General features: G+C 39.1%; 16 protein-coding genes and 2 pseudogenes. 7 read left to right on the forward strand and 11 right to left on the reverse strand.

The annotated features are described in order from the left end of the window. Positions 1 to 229 precede the first annotated feature (229 nt). From HMPREF2957_RS03675 to HMPREF2957_RS03690, 4 genes are read left to right on the forward strand one after another with little or no spacing between them, the layout of a single operon-like run. Positions 230 to 1,003 carry an ABC transporter ATP-binding protein gene (locus HMPREF2957_RS03675; RefSeq protein ID WP_070677584.1) on the forward strand — a complete coding sequence of 258 codons (774 nt, stop codon included), beginning with the start codon at positions 230 to 232 and terminating at the stop codon, positions 1,001 to 1,003. Further along, positions 993 to 3,047, forward strand: coding sequence for an FtsX-like permease family protein (locus HMPREF2957_RS03680; protein ID WP_070677586.1), 2,055 nt, complete (start codon positions 993 to 995; stop codon positions 3,045 to 3,047). Before HMPREF2957_RS03675 ends, HMPREF2957_RS03680 begins: the two co-directional genes overlap by 11 nt. Before the next feature lie 32 nt (positions 3,048 to 3,079). Continuing rightward, complete coding sequence (locus HMPREF2957_RS03685) at positions 3,080 to 3,763, forward strand: response regulator transcription factor (RefSeq protein ID WP_070677588.1); 684 nt, start codon at positions 3,080 to 3,082, stop codon at positions 3,761 to 3,763. Next, positions 3,753 to 4,754, forward strand: a complete 1,002-nt coding sequence (locus tag HMPREF2957_RS03690; RefSeq protein WP_070677590.1) for a sensor histidine kinase — start codon at positions 3,753 to 3,755, stop codon at positions 4,752 to 4,754. The genes HMPREF2957_RS03685 and HMPREF2957_RS03690 overlap by 11 nt, the downstream gene beginning before the upstream one ends. Before the next feature lie 92 nt (positions 4,755 to 4,846). On the opposite strand, the pseudogene HMPREF2957_RS09505 reads toward HMPREF2957_RS03690, so the two are convergent. The 9 genes and pseudogenes from HMPREF2957_RS09505 to rpsO form a co-directional block, all read right to left on the reverse strand. Further along, positions 4,847 to 4,918: pseudogene (locus HMPREF2957_RS09505) on the reverse strand (IS3 family transposase); the annotation flags it as partial. Continuing rightward, a pseudogene (locus HMPREF2957_RS09275) lies at positions 4,911 to 5,105 on the reverse strand (helix-turn-helix domain-containing protein); the annotation flags it as partial. The pseudogenes HMPREF2957_RS09505 and HMPREF2957_RS09275, both read right to left, overlap by 8 nt. Positions 5,106 to 5,196: 91 nt before the next feature. Next, entirely contained in the window at positions 5,197 to 5,406 is a 210-nt protein-coding gene (locus tag HMPREF2957_RS03700; protein WP_070677594.1) for a hypothetical protein, read from the reverse strand. 172 nt (positions 5,407 to 5,578) lie between these two features. Continuing rightward, positions 5,579 to 6,922, reverse strand: coding sequence for a DEAD/DEAH box helicase (locus tag HMPREF2957_RS03705; RefSeq protein WP_070677596.1), 1,344 nt, complete (start codon positions 6,920 to 6,922; stop codon positions 5,579 to 5,581). Positions 6,923 to 7,074: 152 nt separating this feature from the next. Continuing rightward, positions 7,075 to 7,770, reverse strand: coding sequence for an alpha/beta hydrolase-fold protein (locus HMPREF2957_RS03710; RefSeq protein ID WP_070677598.1), 696 nt, complete (start codon positions 7,768 to 7,770; stop codon positions 7,075 to 7,077). After that, a complete protein-coding gene (locus HMPREF2957_RS03715; RefSeq protein ID WP_070677600.1) occupies positions 7,751 to 8,761 on the reverse strand; it encodes an ABC transporter substrate-binding protein in 1,011 nt (336 codons plus the stop codon). The genes HMPREF2957_RS03710 and HMPREF2957_RS03715 overlap by 20 nt, the downstream gene beginning before the upstream one ends. A gap of 23 nt (positions 8,762 to 8,784) precedes the next feature. Beyond that, on the reverse strand, positions 8,785 to 9,540 hold the full coding sequence (locus HMPREF2957_RS03720) for an ABC transporter ATP-binding protein (protein ID WP_070677602.1): 756 nt from the start codon (positions 9,538 to 9,540) through the stop codon (positions 8,785 to 8,787). 1 nt (position 9,541) lies between these two features. Further along, complete coding sequence (locus tag HMPREF2957_RS03725; protein WP_070677604.1) at positions 9,542 to 10,588, reverse strand: FecCD family ABC transporter permease; 1,047 nt, start codon at positions 10,586 to 10,588, stop codon at positions 9,542 to 9,544. 566 nt (positions 10,589 to 11,154) lie between these two features. Beyond that, complete coding sequence (gene rpsO / locus HMPREF2957_RS03730; protein ID WP_001018251.1) at positions 11,155 to 11,424, reverse strand: 30S ribosomal protein S15; 270 nt, start codon at positions 11,422 to 11,424, stop codon at positions 11,155 to 11,157. Between the two features lie 205 nt (positions 11,425 to 11,629). Here rpsO and HMPREF2957_RS03735 point away from each other — a divergent pair, with 205 nt between their 5' ends. From HMPREF2957_RS03735 to thrS, 3 genes are all read left to right on the forward strand, one after another. Next, complete coding sequence (locus tag HMPREF2957_RS03735) at positions 11,630 to 12,004, forward strand: hypothetical protein (RefSeq protein ID WP_042759693.1); 375 nt, start codon at positions 11,630 to 11,632, stop codon at positions 12,002 to 12,004. 304 nt (positions 12,005 to 12,308) lie between these two features. Further along, entirely contained in the window at positions 12,309 to 12,701 is a 393-nt protein-coding gene (locus tag HMPREF2957_RS03740; RefSeq protein ID WP_261674144.1) for a hypothetical protein, read from the forward strand. A gap of 87 nt (positions 12,702 to 12,788) precedes the next feature. Beyond that, on the forward strand, positions 12,789 to 14,732 hold the full coding sequence (gene thrS, locus HMPREF2957_RS03745) for a threonine--tRNA ligase (protein WP_070677606.1): 1,944 nt from the start codon (positions 12,789 to 12,791) through the stop codon (positions 14,730 to 14,732). 210 nt (positions 14,733 to 14,942) lie between these two features. Here the strand turns inward: thrS and HMPREF2957_RS03750 are convergent, their stop codons facing one another. Together HMPREF2957_RS03750 and HMPREF2957_RS09315 are read right to left on the reverse strand one after the other, a co-directional pair. Beyond that, positions 14,943 to 15,992 carry a DUF389 domain-containing protein gene (locus tag HMPREF2957_RS03750; RefSeq protein WP_070677609.1) on the reverse strand — a complete coding sequence of 350 codons (1,050 nt, stop codon included), beginning with the start codon at positions 15,990 to 15,992 and terminating at the stop codon, positions 14,943 to 14,945. Positions 15,993 to 16,177: 185 nt separating this feature from the next. Then, positions 16,178 to 16,403: hypothetical protein (locus tag HMPREF2957_RS09315; protein ID WP_222563411.1), on the reverse strand; the 226-nt coding region annotated here is incomplete at its 5' end.

Consider the following 16,403-nt stretch of genomic DNA (forward strand, 5'->3'; position numbering starts at 1 on the left):
TAAATAATACTGCTGGAGCATGGACTACAGTGGTATTATTTTTTATAATTTCAATATTAGGATAATTTCTCGACTCTCAACTCCTCTTTTTAAATCCTTGAAACCATGCTATAATATAGTAAGTATAGCTCCAATAACCTAATGATAAAGATTTCTTACATCATCCGTAAGTGTTATTCTACTCTGATTCATATTATAATGAAAGTAACAAAAGATGGAGGTGTTTCACATGGAAACAATTTTACGAGTAGAATCATTAAAAAAGTATTATGGAAAAGAGCCGAATATCACCAAAGCCTTGAACGGTATATCTTTTCAAGTTGTCAAAGGTGAGTTCTTAGGGATTATGGGGAGCAGTGGTTCTGGGAAAACAACCCTTCTTAACTGTCTCGCTACTATCATCAAACCAACTGACGGCTCCATTCAAATGCAAGAAAAAGATTTAGGTCAGTTAAAAGGTAGTCAATTAGCAGATTATAGAGGCAAGGAAATTGGCTATCTCTTCCAGAATTTTGAGCTTTTGGACAATCTGACAGCCAAAGAAAATATTTTACTCCCCTTGTCTTTGCACAAGGTCGATGCCAACGAAAGCAAGGTTCGGTTAAAATTGCTTTCCCAATATCTAGATATTTCTGAACTTCTGGATAAGTTCCCATCTCAATTATCAGGTGGTCAACGACAAAGGGTAGCTGCTGCGCGTGCCTTGATTTTAGACCCTAAGATTGTATTTGCAGATGAGCCCACAGGAGCTTTGGATTCAAAAAATGCGACCATTTTGATGCAAAAATTATCCGAAATGAATCAAGTGGAAGAAACCACCATTCTCATGGTGACCCACGATTCAGTCGCTGCCAGCTTTTGCAACCGCATCTTGTTTATCCAAGACGGAAAACTATTCCATGAAATTCGACGCGATTATCCAAGAGAAAGTCAAGAAGATTTTTACCACAGAATACTAAAGGTCATGGCAGCCCTAGCTGGAGGTGATGGCAATGTTTTCTAAATTAGTCTCAAGAAATAGCAAGAGGGATCGAAAGAATAATGGCTTGTATTTCAGTTCCATGGTTCTTTCTATTATCTCCTTTTACATCATCCTTTCTTTGTCCCATCAAGATGTGATGATCTTTCTCAAACAAATAGAGAGTGACGCTGTAAATAAACTCTTTAGCATGATTCCCATTCTTTATGTAGCAACCCTCTTTATTCTCTTTTTTCTAGTCTACTTCGCAAGCAGTATGCAGATGGAAAGGAGAAAACATGAATTTGGTGTCTATCTAACGCTAGGGATGCGAAGAAGCAAACTGTTCTTGTTGCTCCTACTCGAGGATTTGAGAAACAGTGTCCTTGCCCTTGGAATAGGCCTTCCAATTTCTATCTTGATTTCAGAACTAATCAGCCTAATAACCGCTAAAATTGTGGGACTAGGGATTATTGAACATCAATTTTCTCTATCTACCACAGCTCTACTCTATACAGTCATCGGCTTCCTAGCCGTAAAATTAGCTGTTTTTGTCCTTTTAAGTGCAAAGACGGCCAATATGGAAATCGGAAACCTGCTTGCCTATTCACCCTCTGGAATGAAGAAACTACTCCCCAAGGGGGTATACCTTCTTGCTTCTGTCCTCGGAATTTTGCTTCTAGGAACAGCCTATTACTTGGGGATGAGTGGACGAGCTTGGGAGAGTGTCATAACCATGGGCATCACTGTTTTCTTGGGGACTCTAGGAACTATCCTCCTCTTCTTTGGTATGCGTTTATTTATAGACTTTTTGGTCAAGCTTGGAAACAATCGAAAACTTCATGCCTATAATTTTAGACAGATTCAGGAATTAGTTATCCAGCGCTCAACTATACTGGCCATCTGCTCCCTCTTAATCTTCTCTGCCTTGTGCCTCTTTGGAGCAGGTGTTGCCATTGCAAGTGGCAATTCAAGCAATCAAACCCACGTATTGGATTATACATTTAGAGATAGCAAGCAGGATACAGATGAAAATCTTGATGTAAGTACAGTAAAAAAAGAGCTTGAAGCTGCTGGACTAGAATCACAGTTTTCAAAGATTCTGCAAATTAAAGTAGGCAAACCTAAAGAACACGAGTCCGTGTCCTTCGAAGAGATTATCAAGGAGTTGAAAAAGCAAAAAGACAGCAAGAACAAGGAAATTTTGCTCCAAAGATTTAAACAGTCTACTACTTCCCACCTCATACCAGTTTCCGAATACAATGAACTTAGAAAGGTTGCCAATCTCCCTCCTCTAGAATTAACTAGTAAGGAAGCATATTTGTATATGGGGAAAGATTTTCTGCCAGATGAAAGTCTCGTCAACTCTGTCCTAAAGACAAAGCCTCAAATCAAAGTCATGGGAAATGATGTAAAATTGATTGGAGAGGTTCAGTCTTTACCGATTGTAACGGATCGTGAAATCACCCTCTCTGTTGCCCTCATAGTCCCAGATGAAGTCTTTATGAACTATACAGACGGTCGATACTCGAACTATGTCAGCGGTATCTTAGCTCCTGAGCTAGTCAAGGAAAAAGGCCTGATGAGGGCTATCTCAGATACCAATGAAAAGCTAAATCAAACCTCTCTTGGCTATGAAAGCTATATACAAAATATGGGAAGACAATTATTTTACATTATCTCTGCCAGCTATATCACCATCTATCTGGCTATCATCTTCCTTGTTGTGGCAAATACAATCATTGGCGTTCAGTTTTTGATGGGACAAAGACAATCCTACAGACGATACCAAACCTTGATCCATCTTGGAGCCAACTACGAAACTCTTTGTAAATCGTCAGAAAAGCAAATCAACTGGTATTTTGGTCTACCAATAGCCCTTGCACTTATCAGTAGTAGCTTCGGAGTGAGCTCCCTCCTCACAGGAATATTACCAGCCAGTGCAAGAATGGCCATGGGGCAGAAATTTATCACAGCCATGGTGATAATACTGCTGTTAGCTGGATTTGAAGTCATCTATATAAGAATTGTAAAGAAAAATAGCAACAAGTACTTGTTGTCATTGATGGAACCCAAAAGAGGTGAATAAAGTAGAATAAAATAGGAAAAGGAGGAGCCGGTATGAAGCATATTCTGGTTATTGAAGATGAAACCTTGATTCGAGATGAAATTGTCATTTTGTTAGAGAATGCGGGTTATCAAGTTGATAAGTTGACTGACTTCAAAGATACAAGCCAGCAAGTATTGCAATACGATACGGATTTAATCATACTAGATTTGAATTTGCCAGGAGAAACAGGTTTCCACATTTGTAAGAATCTCAAGTCCAAACGCTCTGTGCCCATATTGGTTCTCACCTCCCGTGAACAACTAAAAGATGAGATTTACGCCCTAAAATTAGGGGCTGACGAGTACTTAACAAAACCTTTCAAGAAAGAAAGATTCTTGGCTCGTATAGAAAACATCTTGAAACGCTATGAAGGTAGACAAAATTTGCTTGAAAAAGATAATTTCCTGCTGGATAGAAATACCTATACTCTTTATATCAACGGACATTCGATTTTACTCCCTAAAAACCAAGGGAAATTGTTAGAAACCTTATTAGTGGCAACTGGTTCTGTCGTCACAAAAGAAGAACTAAGCATGAAACTGTGGAATACAACTGAGTTCATCGATGAAAATGCCCTACAAGTAAACATTGCAAGGCTGAAAAAGATGATGAAACAGGTTGGCATTGCCCTTAAAGTCAAGTCCGTCAGAGGTATTGGTTACAAGCTAGAAGAGGTAAGTCCAGATGAAACATAATCTAAAATATCTAGCTAGTTATCTGCCTTGGTTATTTGTTCTCTTAGCATTTGATCTATTTACAGCTGTCCTGCTTTGGCTTTCAGATGTGAGAATGTTTCAAGCTCTCATCCTTCTCTATATTTTAGCCACCGTCCTGCTTTTTTTCATCCTATCTTTCTTACTTATAAGAAAAGAAAGAAAAAAAGCCGCTGCTTATAAAGCCTTCATAGCCAATCCTAAGATCGATACTGAGCTTGAATTATTGAATTTATCAAGTGCCTCAGAGAAAGAAAGCATTGAAAAAATAGCAGATACACTTTATCAAAAGCAGGCTCAAATAGGAAAACTCAACTCATTACTAGCCGAGTACGAGGACTATGTTGAAAAATGGGCGCATGAGATTAAACTTCCTTTATCGCTTCTTTCCCTCCTTTTAGACAATCAAAGTGACCAACTACCTGAGGATACTGCTTTTAAATTGGACTATGTGAAAAATCAAATCCAAGGAAATGTATCACAGATCTTATTCTACTACAGGGTGAAAAGTGAGAAAAATGATTTTCTATTTGAAGACCTTGACCTAGAAGAGTGTATCCAAGATCTTTTGGAGAACTTTGATCCCTTGCTCAAAGAAAAGAATTTTACGATTAAGTTAGAAAACATACAAGGAACCTGCTACACCGATCAACGCAGTTTTGGATTTATCCTGTCTCAAATACTAGCCAACGCCCTTAAATATAGCTCTGACAAACCAGAACTCAAGATTTCTATGTCAAGTGACAAGGGGCGCAAAACCCTGATTATTAGGGATAATGGGTGTGGAGTTAAAGCTTGCGACCTCCCTCATATCTTTGAAAAAGGATTTACAGGTGATTCAGGAGAGACAAGGAAAAAATCAACAGGCATGGGTCTCTATCTTGTCAAACAATTAGCAGATGCTTTAAAAATCGACATCGTAGTAAAATCCGAATGGATGCATGGATTTGAAATCTCTCTTTCTATTTCGTAATTTTTCGATTAAGAAAATTGCCTAGTCATAGAAAGCACATATTTTATACCAAAAAGGAAAGCTGTACTGACCCCCAAAAGTTGGACAAATAATTATTGAAAGGATTTAGTTCTGTATTGCACAGGGCTAAGTCCTTTTAGTTTGACTTTAATTCGTTTGTTGTTTTAGTTCTGGAGAATAATGACGATTCATCCCTTTCTTGACGATATCTATGCCATAACGGTCAATTAATTTCATCATGTACTTTAGACCAGAAACATCCACTCCAAATCTTTTCGAAAGCTGTTTGAAGCTTTGTCCTTGCTTTCTTAGTTCATAAATCTGAACTTTATCTTCATAATTCAATTTCATAATAAAACACCCCAAAAGTTAGATTTTTTCTGTCTAACTTTTGGGGTGCAGTTCAAATTTCTGACGGGATTTTAATATTTCATGATGATTCTTACCAGAAAAACTTTCGATAAATTCTAGCAATCGTTAAAAGGATAACGTAAAGTATACCTAAGATGGTTAAAACTATTTTTCCAGTAGTCACTTCTGAACCAATAATCAATATATGAAAGAGAGGAGCGAGACCGGTACACACATATATCAAATAAGCAATAACATTTATTTCACCAATCCCAGCAATAAAATTTTTAAAATCTTTCATTTATCTTCTCCTACAATCTACTTTTAATTTAAGTATATTATAAACTTCAGAAAAATAAAAGAATGTTATGATTAGATTTTAAGATTCCCAATATCTTCTACTTATGAAATCTGACAATCCCAATGTTGAACTATAAAAAACAGTAAAACCACTTGGTTTTACTGTCTGATGTTTAAAATGTTTGACGTTTAGCCTTACGTTCTGCACGTCCACGGGCACGACTTTCTGCGCGTTTGGTTTTACGGCGTTTTTCATCGACCGCCCACTGAATTTTCTTCTTATAGCCTGGTTTGACTTTTTTCTTTTTCTTTTTGACCAAGCCAATCATTTCGATATCCAGTTTTTCTTGTTTTTTCTCACGATTGGCACGGCGGTCACGGTCATAAGTGTCTTGGAACTCTCCATCTTTAACAACCTTAGGTACAAACTTAATTCCTAATTTCTCCAACTCACGAATATCAGAGTCATCACTTGGTTGATAGAGGGTGATGGCTGTACCTGGTAGACCATTACGTCCAGTTCGTCCAACACGGTGAACAAAGAAGGACAAGTCTTGTGGAATAGCATCGTTGATAACGTGGCTAACACCTTCGATGTCAATCCCACGCGCAGCTAGGTCAGTTGCTACGATATACTCAAAATCAAGGTTCTTCACCTGATTCATGATCCGTTTGCGTTCACGAGGAGCAATGTCTCCATGGATCTTAGCCACCTTTAATCCTTGAGCTGTTAGGTAGCTGTGCAATTCATCCGCACGAGTTTTTGTATTGACAAAAATCATGGCAAGATACGGCTGCATGACTTGAGTCAACTCATAAATCTGAGCGTTCTTGTCTCTACCCTTGGTCGAAATCAACCAGTTGTCAATGGTGTCAGAGATAACTGTCTTGGTCTTGATCTTTTCCATGACAGGATTTGACAAGTACTTCTTCAAAAATGGTTGCAGTTTTTGTGGGATAGTCGCTGAAAAGACCATAAACTGCAAGTCCTTAGGAAGACTTCCTGCAATCTTATCAACTGTTTCCAAGAATCCCATATCCAAGGTCATGTCGGCTTCATCGACTACAAAGGTCTTAGCCTTGTGAATAGCAAGGTCACCAGACTTGACCAAATCATAAATACGACCTGGTGTTCCGATAACGATATGGGGCTGGTTGCTTGCGAGTTTGTCAATTTGGCGAGCCTTATCTGTGCCACCAACATAGTTCACAACACGAATCTCAACATCTGAATGTGATGCGATCTGACGAGCAGCTTGGTAAATCTGAGTCGCTAATTCACGACTTGGAGCTGTGATAACTGCCTGCACACTGTCACTCTCTTCATCCAACTGTTGGAAAATTGGAAGCAAGAAAGTATGAGTCTTACCTGAACCTGTTTTTGATTCACCAACCAAGTCACGACCTGCCAGGACAATAGGAATCAACTTTTCCTGAACCTCGGTAGGAGTCGTAAAATTCAACTCCTCCAAGGCTTTTTCTATATATTTTTTAAATTTAAATTGTGTAAATGACATAATTTCCTCGATTCTATCTATCTACTCATTATACCATAATTTAGTCTATTACAGGGGATGGATTTCCGTCAAGAATAATACCATGAACATTTTAACAACCAAGCATACATAAGAAATACTCCTAGTTACGATGAACAAGGAGTGTTATAGGGTTACTTAAGCTTCCATTCGTCTCTCAGCCAATCACAAAAATAGTGATAACGTTCCTTAAGAGCTTCATGATGCCCATAAGCATCAAATGTGCAATAAGTCGAAGGGACTTTCTCTGAAATCAGATCATGTAGATCTCTGGCATAAATAGGAGCCTTAGACAGACGATTGGAATGATTGGCACCTTCTGTCTGACCATTTTGCAGATAAATCAGGCTTTGGCTCTGTATCAAGTCATGTTCCCTACAAAAGTCTATAAAGTCTGGATACCAGAAAGAGCCACAGATAGAAAAGATACAGGTCGCAGGAAGATAACTACTATAGAGACTATAGACAGCAGCAAGACCACCCAGTGAATAGCCACCATAAGCAATTCTACTTTCATCAATCAAGTAGTCTTTCTTTAGCATTTTTAAAATTCTTTGAAATAGCTTCTGATGGTATTGGTCTACCTTCCCACCAAAATCTGGTGCCCCTTCTTTCAATGCATCAGACTGCCAGGGTGTAAAGTCATCCAGACGATTTTCTGGAATCAAACCCACCAAAATCACTGATTGGGATAGGTCTGACAAATAGTCCAATTGCCCATCATTTAAAAGCACAAGTGGATAGGCTTGTTGAGGATCATAGTTTGAAGGAAGACTGATCCTAACTTGAATCCCTTCCCAGCTAAACTCCTTATTTCTTGATAAAGTCATTGATTTTTTCAAGGGAATCAATCACTGCAGGACCGTAATCCATCAACTCATCGTAAGAGATAGTCATGATTTTTTGATTCTTGATTGCTGGGACATTTTCCAAAACAGCATTTGCCTTCATCAAATCCACTGCTTTTTCATCTAATTTTTGATTACGATCGCTAGTTACATAGATAATCAACTCAGGATCCATTGATACTAGATTTTCCAGGGTCAAGCCAGAAGTTCCTGTTGCGACATTGGTATAACCAAGTTGGTTGAGCAAACTTTCTTGTAGGGCTGACTTGTAGGCACCAAAGGTTTCATCATTGTAGGCCACCATAATCAGAGCTTTTTTCTTTTCACCCTGTGTTTCTGGGTTGGCTTTTTTAACCGCATCGATTTTAGCTTGTAATTGCTCTGCGTATTTATTCGCCTTGTCTTGGACATTGAAAATGGTACCGAGATTCTTCACATCTTCTACGATATTTCCTAAATCTTGTTGGATAGTTGAAAGTGAAGCTTTTTGCGTATAAACAGGGATTTTGTTTTCATTCCAAGCACTAATGGTTCCCATTGACTTTTCAGAAAACATCATGTTGCGTCCCATCAAGGCATCTGGTTCATAAGAAAGAACTGTTTCTTGTGAGACAGATTTTTTATCACCAATGTGAGGGATGGCTTCAATAGCATCCTTGTATTTACCAGTTACAGCATTATCAGGATTGAGCATGCCAGCAATTTTATCTTGCAAACCAAGTTCAAGTAGGATTTCAGTTGTTGAGAGGTTGTTGGTGATGACCTTTTCAGGTGCCTTTTCAAAGACTTGTTCGACTTCGTTTCCTTTAGCATCATAAGTTTTGATAGTCACAGGATAGCTGGTTTCTGTATTAGCTTTTTGACTAGCTTCTGTTGTAGCCGGTGCCGTTGCTGTTTCTTTGGATGCGTTACCACAAGCTGCCAAAGATAAGGTAGCTACTGTTACAAGTAAAATACTGAGTGTTTTTTTCATGTTTTTCTTTTCCTTTTTAATTTTTATAAATAGTGAATCATGGCTTGCTGATCTTCTGTCCAAGTTACCTTACTTTGAACGCCATAGACAGCCTGCAATGACTCGGGTGTGATGGTCTCTTTTGGAGAACCTTGGTAAACAATCTCCCCTTCTTTCATTAGGTAGAGATAGTCTGAATAGCGACAAGCTAGCTGAATATCATGCAAGACAGCTAGGACATTGATCTGAAGATTTTTGACAATGGTCAATAAGTCTAGCTGATACTTGATATCCAAATGATTGGTCGGTTCATCTAGGAGCAAGAGGGTCGGCTCTTGGGCCAAGGCGCGTGCTAACAGAACCCGCTGCTTCTCTCCTCCTGACAAAGAAGAGTAGAGTCGATTTCTCTTTTCGAGCATATCTACCTTGACCAAAGCATCCTCAACCAAAAGAAAATCTCTGTCTTTTTCTTTTTGTAAGAAGGAGAGATGGGGTGTTCTACCCAGCATGACAATCTCCTCAACCGTACAATCAAACTGAAGTTGATTAAACTGCGTGATGACTGCCATCTGCTTTGCTGTTTCTTTGACGCTCATTTGGTCTAGAGGCTTCCCATCTAAAGAAATCAAGCCCTGATTCGGCTTTTCCTGTCGATAAAAGAGTTTCAGCAAGCTGGTCTTTCCACTTCCATTGGGTCCCAAAATAGTATGAAATTGGTTTCCCTCAAGTTTAAGTGAGACTCCTTTGAGAATCTTTTTTTCTCCGATTCCAAAGTGAATATCCTGGCACATTAAGTCCATATCAGACTCTCACCTCCCTTCCTCTACTTGCAACCATGTAGATAAAGAAAGGTGCACCTACTAGGGCCGTGAAAATACCAATCGGAAGTTCAGCATTTTGAATCAGAACGCGAGCAAAGACATCTGACCAGACGACAAAGAGGGCGCCTAGTAAGGTTGCTATCGGAAAAAGCCTTTTGTAATTTGTCCCTACCAAACTTCGGGCCAGATGAGGTGTTATCAGACCTACAAAACCGATGATCCCACAAGTCGAAACTAAGATTGCCGTCATCACAGCTACAATCGTCACATAAAGATACCAGTAAAAACGCAAGGGAATTCCCAAAGTCAAAGCCGCCTCATCTCCCATCATCATGGCATTGAAAACACGGTATTGGGAAGAGAAAAATAAAAAGGCGATTCCCACGATTATAGTTGGCAAGGTTAAGTGAGCCCAGGATGTCCCTGCTAAAGAACCCATGGTCCAAAACTTGATGGTCATGACACTGTCAGCATTAGCACCAATTGAGATAATAAAGTTTGAAAAAGCCAAAAATAGGGCATTCACAACTGTCCCTGATAAAATGAGGCTAGAAGTTGTCATTCTACCTTGCATGGATGCGATGAGTAGAACCGCAACTGTTGCTAAAATCGCTCCGAGGAAAGAACCTAGACCAATCATAACTTTAAATCCAAGAATAATACTCAAAGTTGCTCCAAAGGTTGCCCCGGCTGAAATTCCTAATACATAGGGCTCTGCGATTGGATTATTGACCGTTGACTGCATAACGCTACCACACATAGAAAGGCCAGCACCAACTATCAAAGCAAGAAAAACCCGTGGTAACCTCATATTCCAAACAATAGCAAGCGTAGACTTTGAAATGTCTCCTATCTCAAAAGGAGCCCCTAACTGACTCAAAATTATCCGATAGGTATCACTTAAGCTAATTTGAACAGACCCCATAGAAACTGCCAGAAACAGAGAAACTCCCAATGCTACAAGCAAAAAAGCTAGCAGAAAAAAATATCGCAGGTTTTGATGGCTTCCAGAAAATTTGGAAAGCATGAAACCCTCCTTTAACAAAAATTAAAAATTTAGACAATTTTCATAATTAGTATACCACATTTCTAAATCAGGAACAAGACTAGAAAAAAGCACACAAAAAAGCCCCCTGAAGTCAGAGAGCTTATTTGAGCTCGAGCTAAAATCCTAGTGAAAAAGATGAAACTCCTTGCGTTCATCGAACACTGTGTCCTTTCCCTATTTTCATACGGATTTTTAGCGCCCTTAGCATCATGATTCTTACTGGATAAAACGTTTATAGACTTGACGACAAGCCGAAGATTGTACAAAAATGTTAGTGAAACAAAAAATCTCCCCGAAGGGAGATCATTCTGGTTTATTTTACCTTACAGTGCTAGGAACCGTAACCGAAGATTATACTTGAGTATATCGAGGTAAGGTGACAAAAATAAAAAGCTACTCAACTAGAGTAGCCTTATTTTCAAGATGTGCTCAATTGAACACGGCCTAAGCACTTGGCAAAAAAGATAAAATCTCCTAGAAACTGAAGTTTCTTCGTCAATTTTCCTATTTTTGCTTTGTGCTTTTGACGGCCTTTGTATCTTGAATTAACGACGAAGTCCAAGAGAGTTGATCAACTCACGGTAACGGTTAACGTCGTTTTTACGCAAGTATGCAAGCAAGTTACGACGGCGACCGATTTTCTTCATCAATCCACGGTAAGTAGCGTGGTCTTTTTTGTGTTGTTTGATGTGTTCGTTAAGGTGGTTGATTTCCCAAGTAAGGACAGCAACTTGAACCTCTACTGAACCTGTATCACCTTCGTGACGTGCATATTGTGCAATGATTTCATTTTTTTTCTCTTTTGAGATTGCCATGATGTTTCTCCTTTTTATTTGGCTTCATCCGAGTGACAGGTTGGCATGCCTGTAACCAAGAAGAAGTTATTTGTCTTTACGACATTTCTTATTCTACCAAGAACTAAGTTCTTTGTCAACTGATTTACTATTCTTACCGCAAAAGTGCTATAATAGTTATAGGAAGGATATCTAAGTTGACATCTTGAAAAGAGAGGTGATTACCATGCGTAAATTCTCGCAATATCTCCCCTACTATCTGGTCATATTTTTCTTTTATTGGCCACTTTATGAGCTGTTATTATGGACTATTACTAAAAACTATATCTTGAAGGAGCTCACCATCGGAAACGTTATTATCTTCTCTCCACTGGTGACTTTCATAGTATCACTATTCTACTCTTATCGTTTCAAGTTCTCAGTTTGGTGGTTAATTGGAGTTGGCTTGCTCTTTTGCTTTACCATCATTACTTTCGGAGAATTTATCCTTCTCTACTTCCTAGCCTATGAAATCTTTGCCCTCGCGGGTATGGCTGTCGGTGTAGCTATTAAGAATCTAGTGCAAAAACTGAAAAGGAAAAAACTTTCACAAAATCCTTGAAAAATCTCACAATCATGCTATAATAATGCATAGAGACAAGTCACTTAGCCCCTTTCTACCAGAGAGTGCGTGGTTGCTGAGAACGCATAGGAAGCCTAAACTGATACTACTCTACTGACTTTTATGCAAACATAAAACGGTGGCCACGTTAGAGCCAATCAGAGGTGTCCCTCTTTTTTGAGGAACATAAATGAAGGTGGAACCACGTTGCGACGTCCTTTTGAGGATGTCGCTTTTTTGTTTGGAGAACTATTATTACTGGCTTAGGATAGAATATAAACATAAATTGAATATGGAGGTTGTTATGAAGAAAGCATTGCCCTGGGTAATTTTCTGTACCTTCCTTATAGTTTATGTGTGGCTAATGAAAACTCTCAGTCTATGGGGCTTGGAGTACATTGTTGTCTTTTCATTTTTTGCATTTGTTCCTCTTATACCATTTCTTGCTCCTTTTCTCGGTATCTTAATGTTTTTCAACAACAAAAAACTCGTTATAACAGGATATCTTTTAAGTCTTACTACTGGTATTTACTTGTTCAATGCTCTCAGAAGCTATCCAATTATGATATATATGACTGGCGAGATGACTGATGAACAATATATGTCTTTAATTCTTTCCTTGGTAAGTTATTTACTTATTTCAACAGTTTGTTTTATTTATAGGATGAAATTGTTAAAGTATCATTCAGTTAGATAAACAAATATAATTGTTCTTTATAACTAACCCATCTTTATTTCTTCAAACCTCTATTTTAAAATACGATAAATTTTTAAGGAGAAAACCATGATCAAAATTACTTTCCCAGATGGCGCTGTTCGTGAATTCGAATCTGGCGTTACAACTTTTGAAATTGCCCAATCCATCAGCAATTCTCTAGCTAAAAAAGCTCTTGCTGGTAAATTTAACGGCAAACTCATCGACACTACTCGTGCGATCACTGAAGATGGAAGCATCGAAATCGTGACACCTGATCACGAAGATGCATTGGATATCTTGCGTCACTCAGCAGCCCACTTGTTCGCTCAAGCCGCTCGTCGTCTCTTCCCAGACATTCACTTGGGTGTTGGTCCAGCTATCGAAGATGGTTTCTACTACGATACTGATAACCAAGCTGGTCAAATCTCTAACGAGGATCTTCCTCGTATCGAAGAAGAAATGCAAAAAATCGTTAAAGAAAACTTCCCATCTATTCGCGAAGAAGTGACCAAAGACGAGGCGCGTGAAATCTTCAAGAACGACCCATATAAATTGGAATTGATCGAAGAGCACTCAGAAGACGAGGGTGGCTTGACCATCTACCGTCAGGGTGAATACGTGGACCTCTGCCGTGGCCCACACGTCCCATCAACAGGCCGTATCCAAATCTTCCACCTTCTCCATGTAGCTGGTGCTTACTGGCGTGGAAATAGCGACAACGCCATGATGCAACGTATCTATGGTACAGCTTGGTTCGACAAGAAAGACTTGAAAAACTACCTTCAAATGCGTGAAGAGGCCAAAGAACGTGACCACCGTAAACTTGGTAAAGAGCTTGATCTCTTTATGATTTCTCAAGAGGTTGGTCAAGGGCTTCCATTCTGGTTGCCAAATGGGGCGACTATCCGTCGTGAGTTAGAACGCTACATCGTAGACAAAGAGTTGGCTTCAGGCTACCAACACGTCTACACTCCACCGCTTGCTTCTGTAGAGCTTTATAAGACTTCTGGTCACTGGGACCACTACCAAGAGGACATGTTCCCAACTATGGACATGGGGGACGGTGAAGAATTCGTCCTTCGCCCAATGAACTGTCCACACCACATCCAAGTCTTTAAACACCATGTTCACTCATACCGTGAATTGCCAATCCGTATTGCTGAAATCGGGATGATGCACCGCTATGAAAAATCTGGTGCCCTTACTGGTCTTCAACGTGTGCGTGAAATGTCTCTCAACGACGGTCACCTCTTTGTGACTCCAGAACAAATCCAAGAAGAATTCCAACGTGCTCTTCAGTTGATTATCGATGTTTATGAAGACTTCAACTTGAATGAATACCGTTTCCGCCTCTCTCTTCGTGACCCTCAAGATACTCACAAGTACTTTGATAACGATGAAATGTGGGAAAATGCCCAAACCATGCTTCGTGCTGCCCTTGATGAGATGGGTGTTGATTACTTTGAAGCTGAAGGTGAAGCTGCCTTCTACGGTCCAAAATTGGATATCCAGGTTAAGACTGCCCTTGGAAAAGAAGAAACCCTTTCTACGATCCAGCTTGACTTCTTGCTTCCAGAACGCTTCGACCTTAAATACATCGGAGCTGATGGTGAAGAACACCGTCCAGTTATGATCCACCGTGGGGTTATCTCAACTATGGAACGCTTCACAGCGATCTTGATTGAGAACTACAAGGGTGCCTTCCCAACATGGCTTGCACCTCACCAAGTAACCCTTATCCCAGTTTCTAACGAAAAACACGTAGACTACGCTTGGGAAGTAGCGAAGAAACTCCGTGACCGTGGTGTCCGTGCTGATGTGGATGAACGTAATGAAAAAATGCAATTCAAGATCCGTGCATCACAAACTAGCAAGATTCCTTACCAATTGATCGTTGGTGACAAGGAAATGGAAGACGGAACTGTCAATGTTCGTCGTTATGGACAAAAAGAAACGAACACTGTGTCAGTAGATGAGTTTGTAGCAGCTATCCTAGCTGATATCGCCAACAAATCTCGTGTTGAGAAATAAAACGATCACAGTCTGAGAAACATTTTTCAGCAAAAAAAGCAACAACTATTTGAGTTGTTGCTTTTTATATTTTGTTTCACCTGAGTTAGTAGTGATTGATCAAACCACTACAAATAGTATTCTCATCAACAATCCTTTCTATCCATTAACTTTTGGATATAGGATATCCTCCCAAGATTTGCTTCCATGAGTTAGATAAGTTGACTATCCTTAGTCCTTGTCTGCCTCAATTTCTTTTACGATGTCATCTTGTGAATCTTTTTCAGAGAGTTTTTGATCGATATACTTGTCAATGTTTTCGTAAAATTCCTTAATCGTCTCACTATCTAATTTTGCTGAATTATGGAATTGCTTGACTTTCAATTGAACAGATTGAATACCGTAAGAGTCCTGCTTTTGGCGAATGGTTTCTAATTCTTCTTCTGAAATCGGATCTCCAACAACCGTCAAGACCAATTCATTATTACTTGACTTGTAGACTTGATTAATGACCGTATGATTGGCGAACTCATTTTCTACAAACTGTTTGATCCCTTCTTTTCGCGCTTGATCCATCGTCAGAGTGACTGCTGAATAGCTGGCTGGAAGGACCAATAATACAATCAAGGATATCAACCCAATTTTCATTTTAATGTTTAGCTCATTAAATGAACTTAAGGGAGATTTTCTCATAAAAATTCTTGTTCCAACAATGTTGATTAGCATGATAAAGACACAGTTGATTAAGAAAAGATAAAGAGCCCCAAATAAAAATCGTACATTTCCATTAGCTAAACCATATCCTGCAGTGCAGATAGGTGGCATCAGAGCTGTTGCGATGGCTACTCCTGGTACGATATTGTTTGCTTCTTTTTTCCTTGAACCAATGAAACCTGCTATCCCACCAGCAATAGCAATGAGAACATCCCAAATGGTTGGAGAGGTTCGTGCAATCAACTCGCTACTTGCATAAGATAAGGGAGAAATCCAGAAATACAGAGTCGAGACAAGCAAACTGACCAATACTTGAGTAAATAAAACCTCTAGAGATTGCTTGATTAAACGCGTATCAAAAATAGCTAAACCGAATCCCAGTCCAACAATCGGTGTCATAAGAGGGGAAATCAGCATGGCTCCAATAATGACAGCTGTTGAATTCATATTTAGACCTATAGAGGCAATAAAAATCGAACACATCAAAATCAGTGTATCTCTTAATCGAACATGAAGGTCATCATATAGTTTCTCGCGGAATTCACGTGTTGAATAGTTTCCGGTCATTGGTTACTCCTTTTATTTCATATAATCTTGTTTCTGCATGGATGATGGTAGAGAGACTTTTGTCCAATCTGACATATTTTTAATTCTTAGCTGTAATTCTTTTGAACATTATCTTTTTATCCATCAATCCATCCTTGATATTATATCAAAAATTTTACAGTCTTTCTCTGAAGAAATCAATTCATTTAAAAGATAGAGAAAGGAAGAAATTTTTGTATCCTTATCCGTTGAAGAAGAAAAACTATATCTCCTCTGAAAGAAGATAACGTTTTAATGTTTAAACATGATGAGTTTGTAGCAGCAATCTTAGTTGATATCGCCAACAAATCACGTGTTGAGAAATAAGAGATACAACCTGGTACAAAATCCCAGCTACTAAAAAGAGGCTGGGACAAAAGTCCTAGCCTCTCA

This window comes from Streptococcus sp. HMSC062D07 (genome assembly GCF_001814215.1).
GTDB lineage: Bacteria > Bacillota > Bacilli > Lactobacillales > Streptococcaceae > Streptococcus > Streptococcus infantis_I.